We start from the raw sequence: 16,868 nt of genomic DNA, 5'->3' as shown, positions 1-16,868 counted from the left end.
TCGATGCTGTTTTCGACCGGTCTCGTGGGGATCAGCGGTCGGGGTAGCGGGAGGCGTAGGGGCCCAGTCGGGCGCGCAGGCCATCGGCCAGGCCCCGGCGCAGCATCCGGTGGCGCTCGGCGCGCCGATCCGGCAGGGCGGCGTTGAACACCGCGTACTTCGCCGCCCAGTAGGAGTAGCGGACGCGCCAGCGCGCCGGCAGCGGCGAGCCTCGGCCCACCAGTGCGAGCGTGTTGCGCAGGATGTAGTAGTTGCGGATCGGGGCGTGCACGTGGATCGGCTGGTCCCGCCCCGGCAGGCGCACCACCTCATCGCCCAGCGAGTGGGTGAGCCGGGCCGCCGGCACCGCGACCAGCCGCCATCCCGAGCGCCGGGCGCGCACTCCCCACTCCAGGTCCACATGATCGATGAACAGGTCCTCGCGCATCGGCCCGATCTCCTCCAGCGCGCTGACGCGCACCAGGCAGCCCGAGGCGATGAGGAAGGCGACCTCCAGCCTCGGCCTGGCCAACTCGGCCTTGGTGGCGCGCTTGGGGCTCCATCCCCGGTCCACGTAGACGAGCTCGTCGGCGCCCTCGCGCTCCTCGGCCGGCAGCGGCCCGACGGCGGCGATCCGCGTGTCCTCCTCGATCGCCTCGAGGAGCTGGGCCACCATGGTGGGCGAGGGGATCGAGTCCTGGTCCGACAGCAGCACGTACCGTGCCCCCTTGGCCCGAGCGGCCGCGATGCCCCGGTTCTGCGCGGCGGCGATCCCGAGATTCTCGCCCAGCTCGATGAGCTCGGCGCCATGAGCGGCGCAGGCCTCGCGCGCCCGCTCGAGCCCGGGAGCGGCTGATCCGTTATCAACCACGACAACGGCGTCGCACTGGGGGGTGAGCGCCCCCAGGAGGCCTCCCAGGGGCCCGGGCTCGTAGGTGACGATGACGGCGACGACTGTGGCGCTGCTCATGGGGCTGATCCCGGGTTGTTCATGGGCTCTCCCAAGACGGCCCGCGTGGCGCGGGGGTGGACCTGGCGGTGCCACTCTAATGCGCTGCTGCCGCGCCCGGCGCCCAGGCTGGTAGCGGCGATCATGGTGCCCGCCACCCCGCGCGGAGGATAGACTCAGCCCAATCCCAATCAGTGCCCGGTACGCGCTGGGTGCAACGAGGAACGAGGACTACCAGCCCATGACCACCACTGCGAAGCCCCTCGGTGTTGCGACCACCCCCATCCCCGGCTTCCTTCGGATCGATCTGACCGTGCACGGGGACAACCGGGGCTGGTTCAAGGAGAACTGGCAGCGCGAGAAGATGGTGGCGCTGGGCCTGCCCGACTTCGGCCCGGTGCAGAACAACATCTCCTTCAACGACGAGGCCGGGGTGACCCGCGGCATCCACGCCGAGCCCTGGGACAAGTACGTCTCGGTGGCCACCGGGCGCGTCTTCGGCGCCTGGGTGGATCTGCGCGAGGGCCCCAGCTTCGGGACTGTCTACACCTGCGAGATCGACCCCTCCGTCGCCGTCTTCGTGCCCCGCGGGGTGGGCAACGCCTATCAGACCCTCGAGCCGAACACGGCCTACACCTACCTCGTCAACGATCACTGGTCGCCCGACGCCCAGTACACCTTCTTGAACCTCGCCGACGAGACCGTCGCCGTGCCCTGGCCCATCCCCCTCGACGACGCCATCCTGTCGGACAAGGACAGGGCCCACCCGCGCCTGGCCGACGTCACCCCCTTCCCCGCCGTCGGCCGGACCGCCGTCCCGGGGCGCCGGGTGCTCGTCACCGGCGCCAACGGCCAGCTCGGCCGTGAGCTCATGAGCCGGCTCGCCGACGCCGGCTACGCGGCCACCGGCGTGGACCTGCCCGAGTTCGACATCTCCGACGCCGCCGCCATGGACGCGCTCGACTGGTCCGCCTACGACATCATCATCAACGCCGCCGCCTGGACGAACGTCGACGGCGCCGAGACCCCCGAGGGCCGGCCCGCAGCCTGGCGCGCCAATGCCACCGGCCCGGCCAACCTCGCCCGCGCCGCCACCAAGCACGGGCTCGTCCTCGTCCACATTTCGAGCGAATACACCTTCGACGGCGCGACCGAGCCCCACACCGAGGATGAGCCTCCCAGCCCCCTGGGCGTGTACGGGCAGTCCAAGGCCGGTGGGGACGCCGCCGTCCTCGCCGCCCCGAGCCACTACCTCGTGCGCACCAGTTGGGTGGTGGGCGACGGGAAGAACTTCGTGCGCACCATGGCCTCGCTGGCCGAGCGCGGCATCGCCCCCAAGGTGGTCGACGATCAGACCGGCCGCCTCACCTTCACCACGGACCTGGCCGCGGGCATCATCCACCTGCTGTCCTCCTCCGCCGCCTACGGCACCTACAACCTCTCCGGCGAGGGCCCCGTGGTCTCCTGGGCGGATGTGGCCAAGCGCGTCTACGAGCGCCTCGGCCATGACCCCGCCGAGGTCACTCCCATCACCACCGAGGAGTACTTCGCGGGCCAGGATGTCGCCCCCCGGCCCCTGAAGTCCGCCCTGGACCTCACCCGGATCAAGGCCACCGGCTTCACCCCCGGCGACTCGATGGAGCGCCTCGACGCCTACATCGCGGGCCTATGAGGCACGGCACTGTGAGGGACCGCGAGGACTCCCCTCCCTCAGCCGCTGCGGCCGCCCGGCCCAACGAGACCCTCGATCCTCCCGACTCCCCCGAACGGGGCGACTCCCCGGCGGCCACGCCCCCCTCCCGCCGCACCGCCTGGCTGGACCGGCCCGCCACCCGCTGGATCCTCGGCGCTCTCCTGGCGCTCACGGTGCTCGGAACCGGCCTCGGCTGGGCATTGGTCTCGCCGGTCGGCGGCTCCCCGGACGACGACTACCACCTGGGCTCCATCTGGTGCCCCCCGCCCGTGGAATCCTCGGGCTGTGGGACCAAGGTCATCAACAATGAGGTCCAGGTCTACGTGCCCGAGACCGTCTCGCAGCGGACCTCCTGCTTCTCCTACCCGGACAGCGATGGGACCTTGCTGTGCAAGGGGGCCCTGTCCGACGACGAGTACACGTACTCGCGCCGCTACGACGCGGGCAACTACCCGGGCGGCTACTACTGGTTCCACCACCTGTTCGTCAGCGACGACGTCACCGGCTCCGTGCTCATCATGCGCGGGGTCAACATCCTCATCGCGATGGTTCTGCTCGGCTCCATCGGATGGCTCCTGCCATCGCGCTACAGGGAGAGCCTCGCCCTGACCATCCTCGTGGCATGGATGCCCATGGGGCTCTACTTCGTAGCCTCGAACAACCCCACATCCTGGGCCCTATCGGGAACGTTGGCGTATGCCGCCGCCCTCTTCGGCGCGCTGCGCACGGAGGGGAGGCGCCGCTGGGCGCTCCTGGGGCTCGCGGCGATCGGAGCGCTCGTCTCGTGCTCCGCGCGCGGGGACTCGGCCTTCTTCATGCTCGTCATCTCGCTCGCCGTGCTCGTCGGCGCGCCATGGACGAGGAGGATCCTCCCGGAGGCCTGCCTCGCCCTGACCGCCAGCGCCGTCGGTGTGTGGATCATGCAGTCCACGGGCCAGGCCAGCGCGCTCAGCTCCGTCTCCCCCTCGGAGGAGGCCATCCCCTTGGTGATGCGCCTGAGCTCCTTGGTCACCTCCCTCCCCGAGTACTTCGCGGGGTTCTACGGACAGCGCTGGGGGGCGGGCTGGTTCGACATCCCCTTCGATGGCGCCCCGTCCACCATCGCCATCGGCCTGGTCGTTGCCTGCCTGCTCATCGGCGCCCGGAGGGTGGGGCGGCGCAAGGCGCTGAGCGCCCTCATCGTCTTCGGCGCCATCGCCGGGGTCCCCTTGGTCGTCTCCCTGCAGGCCGGCTTCTCGCGGGTCTACCAGTACCAGCCCCGCTACATGCTGCCGCTCCTGGCGATCCTGCTCTTCCTCTGGCTCGCGATGTCCGTCAAGGGCGGGCATGTGGTCGGCGCGCAGGTCTGGATGATCGGGATCGGCTCGGTGATCGTCAACGCCTACGCGCTGCGGAGGGTCATGGAGCGCTACACCCATGGGCGCCTCGATCTCGACCACCCCGTCTACAGCCTCGATCTCTCCCTGCGCTGGTGGTGGTCGGATTTCCCCCTCACCCCGGAATACACCTGGCGCGTGCTCGTCCTCGTCTACGCCGTGGCCATCGCCTCGATGGCGCTCCTGGTATGGCGCCGCCCCGCGCGACCCATCGCGGAGCCGGCCGCCCCCGCGGTCGCCCCTACCGCCACCGCCCAGGCCGAGCCGGAGTGCCGGGAGGCGGCCGAGGCCTTCGTGACCCGGAGGTCGCCGGGGCGGCACACGCGCGTCCAGGCCGACCAGCGCGAGACCACTGCCCCGCCAGGCCCCGCCATGCCCGGTGCCGCCGTCGCCACTGGCGCCCAGGGCACCAGGCCCCCCATCGATCCCCCGCGCCGCCCATCGGCAGACCCATCCGCGGAGGGTTCCGATGAGCGTTGAGCGCCGCCACGACCTCCTCGTCATCATCCCCGCCTGGAACGAGGAGATCGCCCTGCCGGGAGTGATCGCCGAGGTCCAGTCGAGGCTCGGGGGCATTGCCGATATCGTCGTCGTCTCGGACGGCTCGACGGACCGCACGGCCACGCTCGCCCGCGGCGCCGGGGTGACCGTCCTCGAGTTGCCCATCAACCTGGGGGTCGGCGGCGCCATGCGGGCCGGCTTCGTCTACGCCGTGCGCTACGGCTACTCCCACGCGGTTCAGCTCGACGCCGATGGCCAGCACGATCCCTCGGAGATCCCCGTGATGCTCGAGTGCGCCCGCACCACGGGGGCGGACCTCGTCATCGGCGCCCGTTTCGCGGGCAAGGGCGATTACTCGGTGCGCGGCCCCCGTCATTGGGCGATGAAGGTGCTCTCCGCGATCCTCTCGCGCGTCAGCGGGACCCGTCTGACGGACAGCACCAGCGGCTTCAAGCTCTACAACAGCCGGGCCCTGGCGGTCTTCTCCCGCGACTACCCCGCCGAGTACCTGGGGGACACCATCGAGGCGCTCGTCGTCGCCAAGCGGTCCGGGCTGCTGGTCCGCCAGGTCGCCGTGCGGATGCGCCCCCGCGCGGGCGGCGAGCCCTCCCACAACCCGCTCAAGGCCGCGCGCTTCCTCCTGCGAGCCTTCCTCGCTCTGGGGATCGCGCTGAGCCGCCCCAACCGGGCCGCCCCCGACGCCGGCCCCTCGTCGGCCCACCAGGAGGGGCAGCGATGAGCTCCACCTATATCCTCGGCGTCATCTTCGCGATGATCGTGCTGGTCTCCATCTTCCTGCGCATGCGCAACTCCGGGATGAAGGAGGCCTACGCGACGTGGTGGATCATCATCGCCATCGGCTGCTTCGTCTTCGCACTCATCCCCGGCGGCCTGCGCGCGGTATCCAGCCGACTGGGCGTCGAGGTGCCGCTCAACCTGGGCTTCTTCGTCGCGGGGATCATCCTCCTGCTGCTCTCCCTGCGCTTCAGCGTGGACCTGTCCCACAACGCCGAGGATCGGCGGCGCCTCGCTGAGGAGATCGCCATCCTGCGCGCCGAGGTCGATCGGCTCACCGCCCGGATCGACGAGGTGGGGATCGATGCGCGGGACCCGGGCGCCGCGGCTCCCACGGGCTCCGCGGGCACGGCGTCCATGGACCTCGCGGACGGCGAGGGGCCGGGCCCTCAGGCGCGGTGATCGCGCAGGACCTCGGCGAGGATGCCCGCGTACTGACGTGAGCGCACGGGCCAGGTCCACTGCTCGATGAGGCCGCTGGGAGCCGGGGCCGGTGGGGCGGCGAGCATCGTCGCCAGGGCGTCGGTGAGGCTCTCGGCGCTGCGCTCCCCTGTGACCACGACGGGCGCCCCCTCGTCGGCCAGGATCCGGGCGCCGGGGACCTCGTAGGTCACCACGCGGCCGCTCCCGGCGATCGCCTCCAACAGCGTGGTCTGGAAGCCCTCAGAGAGCACAGTCGGGTTGACGAGGGTGGACCCGGCCAGCGCCCGGCCCACCTGACTGGGCGGCACGCGGCCCGGGATCGACACGGCGTCATCGATGCCCAGCTCGCGGGCCATCGCCCGGGCCGCCTCCAGCTCGGCGCCCGCGCCCAGCAACTCGCCGTCGACGTCGATGCCGCGCCCGCGCAGAGCGGCGACGGAGGACAGGAAGGCCTCCCAGCCCTTGCCGGCCACGACCCTCCCGACGAACACGAGGTGGCCCGGCCTGTCCTCGGGCGCTCGATGGGGCTCGGGCGCGGGGATGGCGTTGTGGAAGACCTCGGCGTCGACGCCGCCCAAGCGCTTGACGAAGGCGGCGGACTGCGCGGAGATCGCCAGCACTCGATCGGCGCGGCGCAGCACGTAGCGGCCCATCGCCAGGTCGACCGCCCGCGAGCCCGCGAGGATGATGGGGGAGGGGGTGGCCACGAATCCTGAGCCGTGCTCGGTGTGGATCACCGGGATCCCGGCCATGCGCGCCGCTCGCAATCCGACGAGGCTCATGGGGAAGAAGCGCGTGTGCGTGCTCACGATGTCGATCCGGTTCTCGCGCAGGAACCGGGCGATGCGCCTCGTCGTGCCCACGCGCGGGAAGCTGATGACCTCCGCGATCGGGAGATAACCGCGCCCCGTGAGGACCCGCACGCCGTCGTCATCGCGGAGCCCGGGGGCGTCCGAGAGGGTGAGCACCCACACCTCGTGCCCCAGATCGCGCAGTCCCCGGGCCAGGGAGGAGACGTGGTTCTCGAGGCCGCCCAGGCGGGGCGGATAGGTATTGATGACCAGGGCGACTCTCATACGGGCTTCCATCGGTGGGACACGGGCGGCGAGGGCACTCCTTAGGAGGAATGCTCTCACACGCGGGGCCATCGATGGCGCAGCTCCGGGCAGGGAGCGCCCGGGCGGCCCCGGGGCCGGGCAGGGAGCGGTAGCATCGACGGCGCGCCCATCTGTGCGACCGGGCGCCCGCCCCGCTCGATCCGGCGCCCGCGATGAGAAAGGCCAGCGATGGAATCGCTCTCACAAGAGGAGATCAAGAAGATCGAGCTCGACATCCTGCGCGAGCTGGATCGCGTATGCGCGGAGCACGGCCTCACCTACTTCCTGGCCTACGGCACTCTCATCGGCGCGCTGCGCCACGAGGGCTTCATCCCCTGGGACGACGACGTCGACGTCGTCATGCCCCGTGACGACTACGAGGCCCTCTTCCGCCTGTGCTGCGCGGGAGCCCTCGCGGACCGCTACAAGCTGGTCTCCTACCGCGACCGCACCTCGATCTACCCCTTCTTCAAGCTCGTGGACACCCGCACGCGCGCCGAGGAGACCTTCATCGACGAGGAGCGGGCCCTGGGCCTGTGGAGCGACATCTTCCCCCTGGAGCGCGTGAGGCTGTCCGACCCGCGCATGCGCCGGGTGCGCGCCAAGGCCGCCCGGCTCGTCCGGTGGCGCTCGCTGGCCGCCACCGATCCCCGATACGCCACTTCCGGCGCCGCCAAGCTCGTCAAGCGCGTCATCCACCCGGCCACCCGCCGCCTCGACCCCTACCGGATCGCCGCCAGGGCCGATGCCCTGGCCCGGGGGGCTAATATCAAGGACGCCTCCTCCCAGGACGACGACATCCGCTACGTCCTACTCGTGGACGACCACATGGATAAGAACACCCTGGAGCCCCGATCACTCTTCCCCGCGGCCCGCGCGGTCTTCGAGGGAGGGACATACCCCGTCCCCGCCAAGGCGGCCCAGGTGCTCACCGACTACTACGGCGACTGGGAGCGCATCCCGCCGGCCGAGGAGCGCCCGCCCGCGCACCTGCGCGCCGTCACCTGGGCAGGAGACAGGTCATGATGCCCGGGAGCCCTGAGATCGCCGAGACCCACGCGGGCCCCGCGCCCAGGACCGTCTGCGTCTTCACCCCCACCTACGAGCGCGCCTACATCCTGCCCGTCCTCTACGACAGCCTCGTGGCGCAGACCTCCCACGACTTCGTATGGATGATCGTCGACGACGGATCCACCGACGGCACCGAGGAGCTCGTCGCCTCCTGGATCGAGCGCGGCGAAATCGAGATCGACTACGTCAAGACCGCCAACGGCGGCAAGCCCCGGGCCATCAACCTCGGCGTGGAGCGGGCCACCAGCCCGCTGTTCTTCGTCGTCGACTCCGACGACTGGCTGCTCCCCGGCGCCATCGAGCACGTGCTGGCCACCTGGGCCACCATCAAGGGCCAGGACCGCTACGCCGGGATCGTCGCCCTGCGCGGCACGGATGAGCGCACCCCCATGGACACGTGGATGCCCGAGGGCGCGCGCGACGTGAAGTACTGGGACCTCTTCGAGACGATGGGATTCAGAGGGGACACCTCCCTCATCCACCGCACCGAGGTCCTGCGGGACTACCCCTACGACGTCGCCCCCGGGGAGATCTTCATCGCCGAGACCTCGGTCTACTACCGGCTCGACGAGCGCTACGTCATGCTGGCCGATAACACGATTCTCACGATCTGCCACTACCTGCCCGATGGGCTCACCCGCAATTTCGCGGCCAACGCCAAGCGGAACCCCATCGGCTACTGGAAGCACAAGCGCTACTGCGCCGAGCGCTCCACCACGCTCAAGGGCGTCGTCCGCGAGACGCTCCTGTACCTTGTGGGCTGCCGCCTGGCCGGGCAGTCCGGCGCCCTGCGCATGGCGCCCAACAAGCCAGTGGCCCTGGCCTGCTACCTGCCCGCGCTGGTGGCCAGGTACACGCTGTTCAAGTAGGAGAACGATGGCACAGCCCGAGGCCCTGTCCCTCCGGACGAACATGTTGTGGAGCTCGGTCGGCTCGATCACCCGACTCGTCTGCAACTACCTCGTGGGGGTCGCCGTCGTGCGCCTCTCGCACGGGTTCGACGCCGCGGGCGGGCTCGCGCTCGTCATGGCGATCGCGAACCTCATCAACCCCTTCGCCGACTACCGCCTGCGCACGATCCAGGTCACCGATACCAAGGGCGAGCGGAGCGCCGGGGAGTACGTGGGCCTGCGAGTGCTGACCACCGCCCTGGCCTTCCTCATCGGCATCATCTACTCCCTGGCCACGGCCTCATTCGACGCCCTGCCGCTCATCGCCATGTACCTGGTCTACTCCCTGGCAACGAACTTCATCGAGGTCCTCCACGCCATCGACCAGCGGCACCGCCGGATGGACTACATCGGCAAGTCCTACATCCTCCAGGGCGTGACCACCCTGGCGGGCTTCTGCGTCGTCCTGTGGCTGGCGAACTCCCTCATGGTGGCCGTCGTCGCCATGGCGGTGGCGACCATCCTCGTGGGCGTCGTCTACGACGTACCGCGCTCGGCCCAATTCGAGCGCCTGCGCCCCGTCATCGACCTCCGCCCCGCCATGTCCCTGCTGGTCACCCTCTTCCCCCTCGTCATCGCCCAGGTCTGCAGTTCCTCCGTCCTGACGCTGCCCCGCCAGTACCTGGAGTCCTCCGTCGGGAGCGAGGCGCTGGGGATCTACAACTCCGTGGCCTCGCCCGTCGTCATCGTGCAGATGGGCGCCGTCTACGTCTACAGCCCCCTCATGGGGGAGTTCGCGGACCGCTTCCACTCCGATAAGCGCTCGGCCCTGGCCCTCCTGTGGCGGACCATCGGCGGGATCCTCGTGGTCATCGCCGTCGCGGCGGCCCTGCTGCTGCTCCTGGGCGATCCGGTGCTGCGGCTCATCTTCGGCGATAAGATCATCGGGCACACGGACCTGCTGCTGCCCGCGATCGTGTGCACGGTCATGACGGCCTTCGCCTGGTTCATGAACGACCTGCTCATCGCCGTGCGCGATCTCAAGGCGGGCTTCCTGGGCAACGCCCTCGCGGCGATGACCTCCCTGGTCTCGATGAAGGTCCTCGTCGACGCCTTCGGGATGAACGGTGTCAGCTGGGTCGGCGTGCTGTCCTACTCGCTCGCCGTCGCGCTGCTGTCCCTGTTCCTGGTCCGCGACTACCGCCGGCTCGGCTCGGAGCGGGGCGGGCCGCCGGCTCAGTCCTCGGCGTCGTCGGCGAAGTCGTGATCCCCGAAGTCCACCAGTGAGGGTTTGTGGTTGACCCGCTCGGAGACCGGCGGGATCGCCATGTAGTCGCCATAGCCCCGGGTGAGCACCGCGTCGTAGGCGCGGGGCATCCGGATCGTCATGCCCTCGAAGGGCAAGGCGAGGGTGGGGAGCAGCTCATCGCGGCGGATGGACCAGCGCCTGGGGTCCTGGGTGGAGAAATCGCCCAGCCACACCGAGTCCTCGCCCGCGTGGGAGCGCGCGGCGCGATCCCAGCGCTCGTACAGGGCGCGCGGTGAGACCCGGGCGGCCCGCAGCCCCCAGTGGACGGCGCGCAGGACGAGCCCGGCCGCCTGCCTCGCGGGCGCGGGCAGCGGGACCTCGGCGGTGGGCGTCCCACGCAGGTACATGAGCCGCCCCCACACCCAGGTCCGTCGCGCCATCCGCTTGAAAGCGCGCTCGTCGTCGGGAAGGACATCGAGGGGGAAGATATCGACGCCGATGGGAACCCGGTAGGCGCGGTCGCGCGCGATCTCGGGGATGAAGGCGGTCCCGGCCAGGCCCAGCACGCCGAAGGTCTTGGGGTAGTCCGGGGAGTTGCGGGAACTGAGCAGCACGAAGCCGGGGCCGATGACGCGATCGGCCTCGGCCAGGAGGCGCTCGTAGTCCGGGCGCGGCATGACGACGTCGACGTCGTCGTCCCAGGGGATGAAGCCCTGGTGGCGAGCGGCGCCGATCGCGGTGCCCCCGTAGGCGGCGTACTCCAGGCCCAGTTCGTTGCAGAGGCGGTCGAGCTCGGCCAGGGCTCGGGCGGTGGCCCTCTGGACGCGCTTGAGGAGGGCGGGGTCGTCGTAGCCGGTGGTGCTCATGGGCACATCCTCTCCCGGCGGGGAGCCGACCGGGAAGCCGCGGGGCGACGTGTCGGGGCCGGCCGTGCCGAGCGGCTCACGCCGGGCGCGGCCGGCCCCGCCCTCAGGCCTCCTCCGCGAGCACGGGGGCACGGCGCGTGAGCCGCAGGTCGGACCAGTCGGCGGTGGCGGCCAGGACCGTGCCCACGAGGATGACGACGCAGCACACCACCTGAAGAGCCGTGGGGATGGTCCCCTGCAGGACGAGTGCGAGGATGACCGCCCACGCGGAGTAGGAGATGTTGAGGGCCATGCCCCGGGAGGCGCCGATCGAGCCCAGGGCCTTGTAGTAGAAGAGGTACGAGGCGGTCCCGGCGATGGCCGCCAGGGCGATGACGCCGGTGGCCGGCGTGAGGGAGGCGCCGGCGGAGAAGCCGAGGGCCCCCGCGAGCGGGGCCACCACGAGGAGGTAGGCCACGCCCGAGGTCGTCTGGCGGATCTGCAGGGCGGTCTCGTTGTCCACGGAGTCGTCGCGCATCCCCCAGGTGAGGATGACGGCCTCGGAACCCCAGCCGAGGACGCAGGCCAGGGCCGCGATGATGCCCAGGATCGCGTTGCCGCCGCCGGACTCGGCCGAGGAGGACCAGCCGATCGCGATGATGGCGCCCAGGGCGACGAGGAGGGCCAGGATCTGGCGCGGACTCATGCGCTCACCGAGGATGAGGAAGGCGAGGAGCGTGCCCAGGGCCGGGTAGAAGGTGGAGATGATCGCGGTGTAGGAGGGACCGATGTTGTTGATGGCGATGAGGTAGCCGCTCATTCCCACCGGCCCGCCGAGGATCGCGGCCAGCACCACGACCCTGCCCGAGCGGGTGCGCAGGGCGGCGAGCGTATGCCGCAGGCGCCCGCGCGCGCCCATGTAGGCCACGAGGAGCAGCGCGGAGATGACGTCGTGGATGAGGGCGCTGGCGATGGGCGCCTGCGAGGCCCCGAGGAACGGGGCGAGGGCGACGGCCATGGCCAGGATCACGGTGTCGAGACCCCAGGTGGCCCCGCTGATGACTCCGTAGCGCATCAGGCTCCCCTCCTCGCGTTCAGGGCCGCTGGGGCGTCCGTGAGGTCCGTGCCGGAGACGTAGGAGGCCAGGAGGGCGTCGACGTAGTCGACGGCGTGGCGGTAGTAGATGAGGAACCACTCGCCGACGTCGTCGCCCTCGGCCTCCTTGACCAGGGACCACACGTACCAGCACCAGCCGGCGAAGGTGACGTAGGACCAGAAGTGGCGCCGCTCGGCGGGGGTGGGGGGGCGGCCGAAGTAGTAGCCCAGGGCGTCCTCGGCGCGCTCGGCGCCCAGCTGCGCGCAGACCACCATCGTGCCGAAGTCGGCCGCGATATCGGACATGCCGGCGTACTCCCAGTCGATGAGGGAGAGCTCGCCGGAGGCGTCCACGAGGAAGTTCAGCGGGAAGAAGTCGTTGTGGCTGGGGGCCAGATCGAAGCCGTCGGCGTCGGCGAACTCCTTGAGGCGCAGCACCTTGGCGCGCAGCTCGTCGTAGCCGGGGATGTCGATGGGGCCGCGGGAGGCCAGGATCGACTCGTAGCGCAGCCCCTCGGTCACGAAGTCGAAGTTGCGTGCGAGCTCGCGGCCCGACTCGTGCAGGGCGCGGTCCATGCGCATGGCCCGCTCCAGCTCATCGGGATTGGACACGTCCAGGTTGCGGCAGTCGGGGACGTAGCGCGAGATCTTCCAGCCCTGCTCGGGATCCCCGGCCAGGAAGGTGGAGTCCAGGCCCAGCTCCCCGGCGAGCCGAAGGGCCTCGATCTCCGCGCGGCGGTCGATGAGCTGGTTGGTGCCGGCGCCGGGGTGGCGGTAGACGTACTCGTCCTCGCCCACGGAGAAGTGGCACGACAGGTTCGTGATGCCCTGCTTGAGGGGGTAGAAGGCGCCGATCCGGCTGCGCTCGCAGCCCAGGGCGGCCGAGATGTTCTCGAAGACCTCCGAGTCGATGTTCTCCATGAAGGCGGGGTCGAAGGAGCGCAGCTCGTCGATGGAGTCGAACTCGTGGATGACGCCGTCGGGGTACTTCCGGATCACCATGTCGAGGCTCTTGATGTGATCGAGGTAGATGGACTCCCACAGCTTGGGGGCGGTCTCGGGCAGGTCGTAGACGGACTCCAGGATCGTCCGGAAGGTGGCGGAGAAGGCGCGGTCGAAGTAGACGTGGCCGAGCATCGTCCAGGCGTCCGCCCCGCCGACGGTCGCCCCGGTGATCCGCCCGCCCGCGCCGGTGGTCAGGCACCACTCCCGGGTGGGGCCGGCGATGTACGTGGCCGAGTAGTAGGCCTGGTAGACGTGGGACTCGAAGGGGTTGATCGTGAAGTAGTCGTCCGAGGAGCAGATGTAGGTATTTGCCAAGTCGTCCTTGACCAGCCACAGGGAGGCGTTGTTGTTGCGGGTCGCGTACTCCTTGTTGACCACGATCCGCGCCCCGTAGCGCTCGGCCAGGGAGAAGAAGTACTCCTTCTTGTAGCCGACGACGATTGTGATGTCGGTGATCCCGGCCTCGTGTAGCTGGCGGATCTGGCGCTCGACGAGGACCTCCCCGCGCACCTTGAGGGTGCCCTTGGGGCGCTCGTAGGAGATCGGGGCGAAGCGACTGGACAGGCCCGCCGCCAGGATGATCGCGTTGTCCACCCGGTAGGGCTCCAGCGCGGCCCGGCCGGAGGCGGTCAGCTCGCGCCCGGCGATGTAGCCGGCGGCCTCGCATTCGCGCACCGCGGCGTTGACGCTGCCCAGGGACATGCCCGTCGACTCCTGGATCTGCCGCTGGGTCAGGGCCGCGTCGGCGCGCAGGAGCGCGGCCAGGGCGTCGAACTGGGGCTGGGTGAGAGTGCCGGGCATGAAGCGGCCTCCTGTTCGGATCTGAATGGGAACCTCGCATGTTCGAGAATAGTCCCATGTATTCAGAAGATGAACAGGAGGGCCGTGTTGCCTTCATCTCGTCGGCGCCGGGGCCCGGCGGGCGCGGACGGCTCTCAGCGGCGCTCGCGGGCCAGGAGGTTGAGGAGGTACTGGCCGTAGCCCGACTTGACCAGGGGCTCGGCGCGCCGGCGCAGGCCGTCGTCGTCGATGAAGCCCATGCGCCACGCGATCTCCTCCGGGCAGCCGATGTTGAGGCCCTGGCGGTGCTGGATGGTGCGGATGAAGGAGGTGGCGTCCGCCAATGAGTCGAAGGTGCCGGTGTCCAGCCAGGCGGTGCCGCGGGGCAGGACCTCCACGGTGAGGCGCCCGGCCTCCAGGTAGGTGCGGTTGACATCGGTGATCTCGTACTCGCCGCGGGCCGAGGGGGCCAGGTCGCGGGCGATGGCGACGACGTCGTTGTCGTAGAAGTACAGGCCGGGCACCGCGTAGTCGGACTTGGGGTGGGCGGGCTTCTCCTCGATGGAGACGGCCCTGAAGCCCGCGTCGAACTCCACGACGCCGTAGGCGGTGGGATCGGCCACCTGGTAGGCGTAGACGACGCCGCCGTCGGGGCAGGTGTGGCGGCGCAGCTGGGTGCCCATGCCGGGGCCGTAGAAGATGTTGTCGCCCAGGATCAGGGCCGCGCTCTCGCCCCCGATGAAGTCGGCGCCGAGCACGAAGGCCTGCGCCAGCCCGTTGGGCACTTCCTGGACCGCGTAGGACAGGTTGACTCCCAGCTGCGAGCCGTCGCCCAGCAGGCGGTGGAAGCTGGGGGCGTCGTGCGGGGTGGTGATGACCAGGACGTCCTGGATGCCGGCCAGCATGAGCGTGGACAGCGGGTAGTAGATCATCGGCTTGTCATAGACCGGCACCAGCTGCTTGGAGGTGCCAAGGGTGATCGGGTTGAGTCGTGTGCCGGAGCCGCCGGCCAGGATGATGCCTCGCATAGTCCCCAAGTGTGTACCATCCGGCCCGCTTGCGCGTGGAAGCGCCGGTGCTGCCGCTACGGTGTGCCCATGGAGAGACTCCACGGCTTCCGGCAGAGGTACGGCTGGGGGCACGCCTCCGCCATCCCCGAGCTCCTGGGGGAGGCGCCCGACGGCGAGCCCTGGGCCGAGCAGTGGCTCGGGGCCCATCCCCTCGGGCCCGCCACCATGGGGGAGGGGGCGGACACTCTCGCCCAGCGGATCGCCGCCGAGCCCGCCCGCCTCCTGGGCGAGGACGTCATGCTCTGCTTCGGTCCCCGGCTGCCCTTCCTGCTCAAGATCATCGCCCCCGCGCGCCCCCTGTCCCTCCAGGTCCACCCCTCCATCGGGCAGGCCATCGAGGGCTACGAGGCCGAGGAGCGGGCCGGCATCGACCTGGCCAACCCCGTGCGCAACTACAAGGATCGCAACCACAAGCCCGAGATGGTCCTGGCCCTGACCGATTTCGAGGCGGTCGCGGGCTTCCGCGCCCCCCGCCGTGCGGCGGAGGTGCTCTCGGGGCTCTCCTCCCCCCTGGCCCGCCGCATGCGCCGGACCCTGCGTCTGGCGCCCGGCCGCTTCGGCATCCGCCAGGCATTCACCGACATCGTCTCCGTGGACAGCCGTCCCAGCGGCGAGGAGATCGATGAGCTCGTCGTCGAGCTCGCGGCCCGCCTGGCCGCAGGGGCCTCGCCGTCGCGGCGCGCGGACGCCAACGTGATGGAGATGGCCCGCGCCTTCCCCGGCGACCCCGGGATCGCCGCCGCCCTCCTGCTCAACCCGGTGACCCTGCGCGCGGGAGAGGCCCTCTTCGTCCCCGCGGGCTCCGTCCACGCATACATCGGCGGGCTCGGCGTGGAGATCATGGCCTCCTCCGACAACGTCCTGCGGGCCGGGCTGACCCCCAAGCACATCGACATCCCGGAGATGCTCGCCTGCGTCGACTACGTGGCCGCGCCGCCGGTGCGCCCCGCCCCTGAGTACCTCTCGCGGGCGACCCGCGCCTACTACGCGCCGGTGGACGATTTCGAGCTGCTCGTCACCGACGTGGCGGCGGCCGATGGCGCCGTGGGAGTCCCCGGGCGCGGTCCGCGCATCCTGCTCGGCATCGACGGCCGAGTGGAGGTCTCGACGACGGCGGGGCGCGAGCGGCTCCAGCGGGGGCAGGCGCTGTTCGTCGGGGCGGACGAGCGGGTCCTCACCGTCGAGGGCGATGGGAGCGTCGTCCAGGCGGATGTGCCCTGACCCTCAGGCGGCCCCCTCCTGACGGGCGGCCGCGGTGGCGAGCGCGTCGTCGGCGTCCGGAGCGAGGAGCACTGCGGCGCGCCCATCCCTCCAGGCGGCGAGGATGGTGCGCATCGCGGCCGGCATCGTCTCGCGGCGGATGAGGACCGCGCCGGGCGCCCCGGGCGGAGCGCCCGGCGAGCCCGTGGTGGGAGGTAGCGAGTCGACCAGCGCCCCCCGGTCGAGGCTCCGCTCCGCGCCGGGCTCGCCGGGTGTCCCGGTGGCCTCGATGAGTGCCGGGGCGCCGGGAGCCGCCGGGAGGGCCGGGAAGGAGTCCGGATGGGCCATGAGATCGGCGACGCCGTCGCTCACCAGGGGCGGCAGCCCGTCCGGCCAGCGCAGGGCGAGCGAGGCTCGGGCCACGAGCGCCTGGACGTCGGCGTCCCGGTGCAGCCGATCGGGGGAGAAGGCGACGCTGACGGCGGGCGCGGCGGCGGTGCTGGTCTCCAGGGCGCCCGCCTCTAGGACGCCGCCCCCCACCTGCCAGGTTCCCAGCCACCAGGTCACCGTCCTCCAGTGGGGCTCCAGCGCGCAGTGGACGAGGGGCGCGGGACCCGCCTCGGCGTCGAGGAAGGCGGCGGTCTTCGACGACCACATCGCCAGCACGCGCCCCGTCAGCTCGATGCGCTCCTCGGGCGCGTACCAGATCAGCCAGGGGCGATCGCCGTCGGCGGAGGTCGGGAGGAGTGGGGCGAGGGGGTCGTTCATAGCCGGATTCAATCAGATCGAGGCACTTCTGAGGGTCGCCAGCGAGGTTCGGGTGACGAGATTTCCGCAGAACATCGGGTGA

General features: G+C 70.8%; 15 protein-coding genes. 8 read left to right on the top strand and 7 right to left on the bottom strand.

All coding sequences use genetic code 11. The features are described 5' to 3' along the window. Positions 1 to 31: 31 nt before the first annotated feature. Positions 32 to 949 (bottom strand): glycosyltransferase family 2 protein, encoded by a 918-nt coding sequence (locus B6G06_RS07665; protein WP_081171802.1) that lies wholly within the window; start codon positions 947 to 949, stop codon positions 32 to 34. Positions 950 to 1,169: 220 nt separating this feature from the next. Between B6G06_RS07665 and B6G06_RS07660 the strand changes: the two genes are divergently transcribed. From B6G06_RS07660 to B6G06_RS07645, 4 genes are read left to right on the top strand one after another with little or no spacing between them, the layout of a single operon-like run. Next, positions 1,170 to 2,600 (top strand): sugar nucleotide-binding protein, encoded by a 1,431-nt coding sequence (locus B6G06_RS07660; RefSeq protein ID WP_081171801.1) that lies wholly within the window; start codon positions 1,170 to 1,172, stop codon positions 2,598 to 2,600. Next, positions 2,597 to 4,477, top strand: a complete 1,881-nt coding sequence (locus B6G06_RS07655; protein WP_081171800.1) for a DUF2142 domain-containing protein — start codon at positions 2,597 to 2,599, stop codon at positions 4,475 to 4,477. Before B6G06_RS07660 ends, B6G06_RS07655 begins: the two co-directional genes overlap by 4 nt. Then, positions 4,467 to 5,237, top strand: a complete 771-nt coding sequence (locus B6G06_RS07650; protein ID WP_081171799.1) for a glycosyltransferase family 2 protein — start codon at positions 4,467 to 4,469, stop codon at positions 5,235 to 5,237. Before B6G06_RS07655 ends, B6G06_RS07650 begins: the two co-directional genes overlap by 11 nt. Next, positions 5,234 to 5,695 (top strand): DUF2304 domain-containing protein, encoded by a 462-nt coding sequence (locus B6G06_RS07645; RefSeq protein WP_080462017.1) that lies wholly within the window; start codon positions 5,234 to 5,236, stop codon positions 5,693 to 5,695. Before B6G06_RS07650 ends, B6G06_RS07645 begins: the two co-directional genes overlap by 4 nt. Here B6G06_RS07645 and B6G06_RS07640 read toward each other — a convergent pair. Beyond that, positions 5,683 to 6,792 (bottom strand): glycosyltransferase family 4 protein, encoded by a 1,110-nt coding sequence (locus B6G06_RS07640; protein WP_081171798.1) that lies wholly within the window; start codon positions 6,790 to 6,792, stop codon positions 5,683 to 5,685. The genes B6G06_RS07645 and B6G06_RS07640 overlap by 13 nt on opposite strands. A 210-nt stretch (positions 6,793 to 7,002) precedes the next feature. Here B6G06_RS07640 and B6G06_RS07635 point away from each other — a divergent pair, with 210 nt between their 5' ends. Genes B6G06_RS07635 through B6G06_RS07625 form a run of 3 tightly spaced genes read left to right on the top strand, consistent with a single transcriptional unit; the run spans position 7,003 to position 10,041 of the window. Continuing rightward, entirely contained in the window at positions 7,003 to 7,839 is an 837-nt protein-coding gene (locus B6G06_RS07635; RefSeq protein WP_081171797.1) for a LicD family protein, read from the top strand. After that, positions 7,836 to 8,753, top strand: coding sequence for a glycosyltransferase family A protein (locus tag B6G06_RS07630; RefSeq protein ID WP_081171796.1), 918 nt, complete (start codon positions 7,836 to 7,838; stop codon positions 8,751 to 8,753). Before B6G06_RS07635 ends, B6G06_RS07630 begins: the two co-directional genes overlap by 4 nt. 7 nt (positions 8,754 to 8,760) lie before the next feature. Next, complete coding sequence (locus B6G06_RS07625; RefSeq protein ID WP_081171795.1) at positions 8,761 to 10,041, top strand: lipopolysaccharide biosynthesis protein; 1,281 nt, start codon at positions 8,761 to 8,763, stop codon at positions 10,039 to 10,041. Here B6G06_RS07625 and B6G06_RS07620 read toward each other — a convergent pair. The 4 genes from B6G06_RS07620 to rfbA form a co-directional block, all read right to left on the bottom strand. Next, entirely contained in the window at positions 10,011 to 10,889 is an 879-nt protein-coding gene (locus B6G06_RS07620; RefSeq protein ID WP_081171794.1) for a LicD family protein, read from the bottom strand. The two genes, B6G06_RS07625 and B6G06_RS07620, sit on opposite strands and share 31 nt — an antisense overlap. 103 nt (positions 10,890 to 10,992) lie before the next feature. Beyond that, positions 10,993 to 11,943, bottom strand: a complete 951-nt coding sequence (locus B6G06_RS07615) for a DMT family transporter (RefSeq protein ID WP_081171793.1) — start codon at positions 11,941 to 11,943, stop codon at positions 10,993 to 10,995. Further along, complete coding sequence (locus B6G06_RS07610; protein ID WP_081171792.1) at positions 11,943 to 13,769, bottom strand: phosphotransferase; 1,827 nt, start codon at positions 13,767 to 13,769, stop codon at positions 11,943 to 11,945. Before B6G06_RS07610 ends, B6G06_RS07615 begins: the two co-directional genes overlap by 1 nt. Before the next feature lie 134 nt (positions 13,770 to 13,903). Continuing rightward, on the bottom strand, positions 13,904 to 14,776 hold the full coding sequence (gene rfbA, locus B6G06_RS07605; RefSeq protein ID WP_081171791.1) for a glucose-1-phosphate thymidylyltransferase RfbA: 873 nt from the start codon (positions 14,774 to 14,776) through the stop codon (positions 13,904 to 13,906). A gap of 69 nt (positions 14,777 to 14,845) precedes the next feature. On the opposite strand from rfbA, the gene manA reads away from it, so the two are divergent. Beyond that, positions 14,846 to 16,039, top strand: a complete 1,194-nt coding sequence (manA, locus tag B6G06_RS07600; protein WP_081171790.1) for a mannose-6-phosphate isomerase, class I — start codon at positions 14,846 to 14,848, stop codon at positions 16,037 to 16,039. A gap of 3 nt (positions 16,040 to 16,042) precedes the next feature. Here manA and B6G06_RS07595 read toward each other — a convergent pair whose 3' ends face one another. Then, a complete protein-coding gene (locus tag B6G06_RS07595; protein ID WP_080462007.1) occupies positions 16,043 to 16,786 on the bottom strand; it encodes a TIGR03089 family protein in 744 nt (247 codons plus the stop codon). Positions 16,787 to 16,868 lie beyond the last annotated feature (82 nt).

Source organism: Actinomyces gaoshouyii (genome assembly GCF_002076915.1).
GTDB lineage: Bacteria > Actinomycetota > Actinomycetes > Actinomycetales > Actinomycetaceae > Actinomyces > Actinomyces gaoshouyii.
Note: the sequence above shows the minus strand (reverse complement) of the source record. Positions and strands in the feature narration are given on the sequence as shown.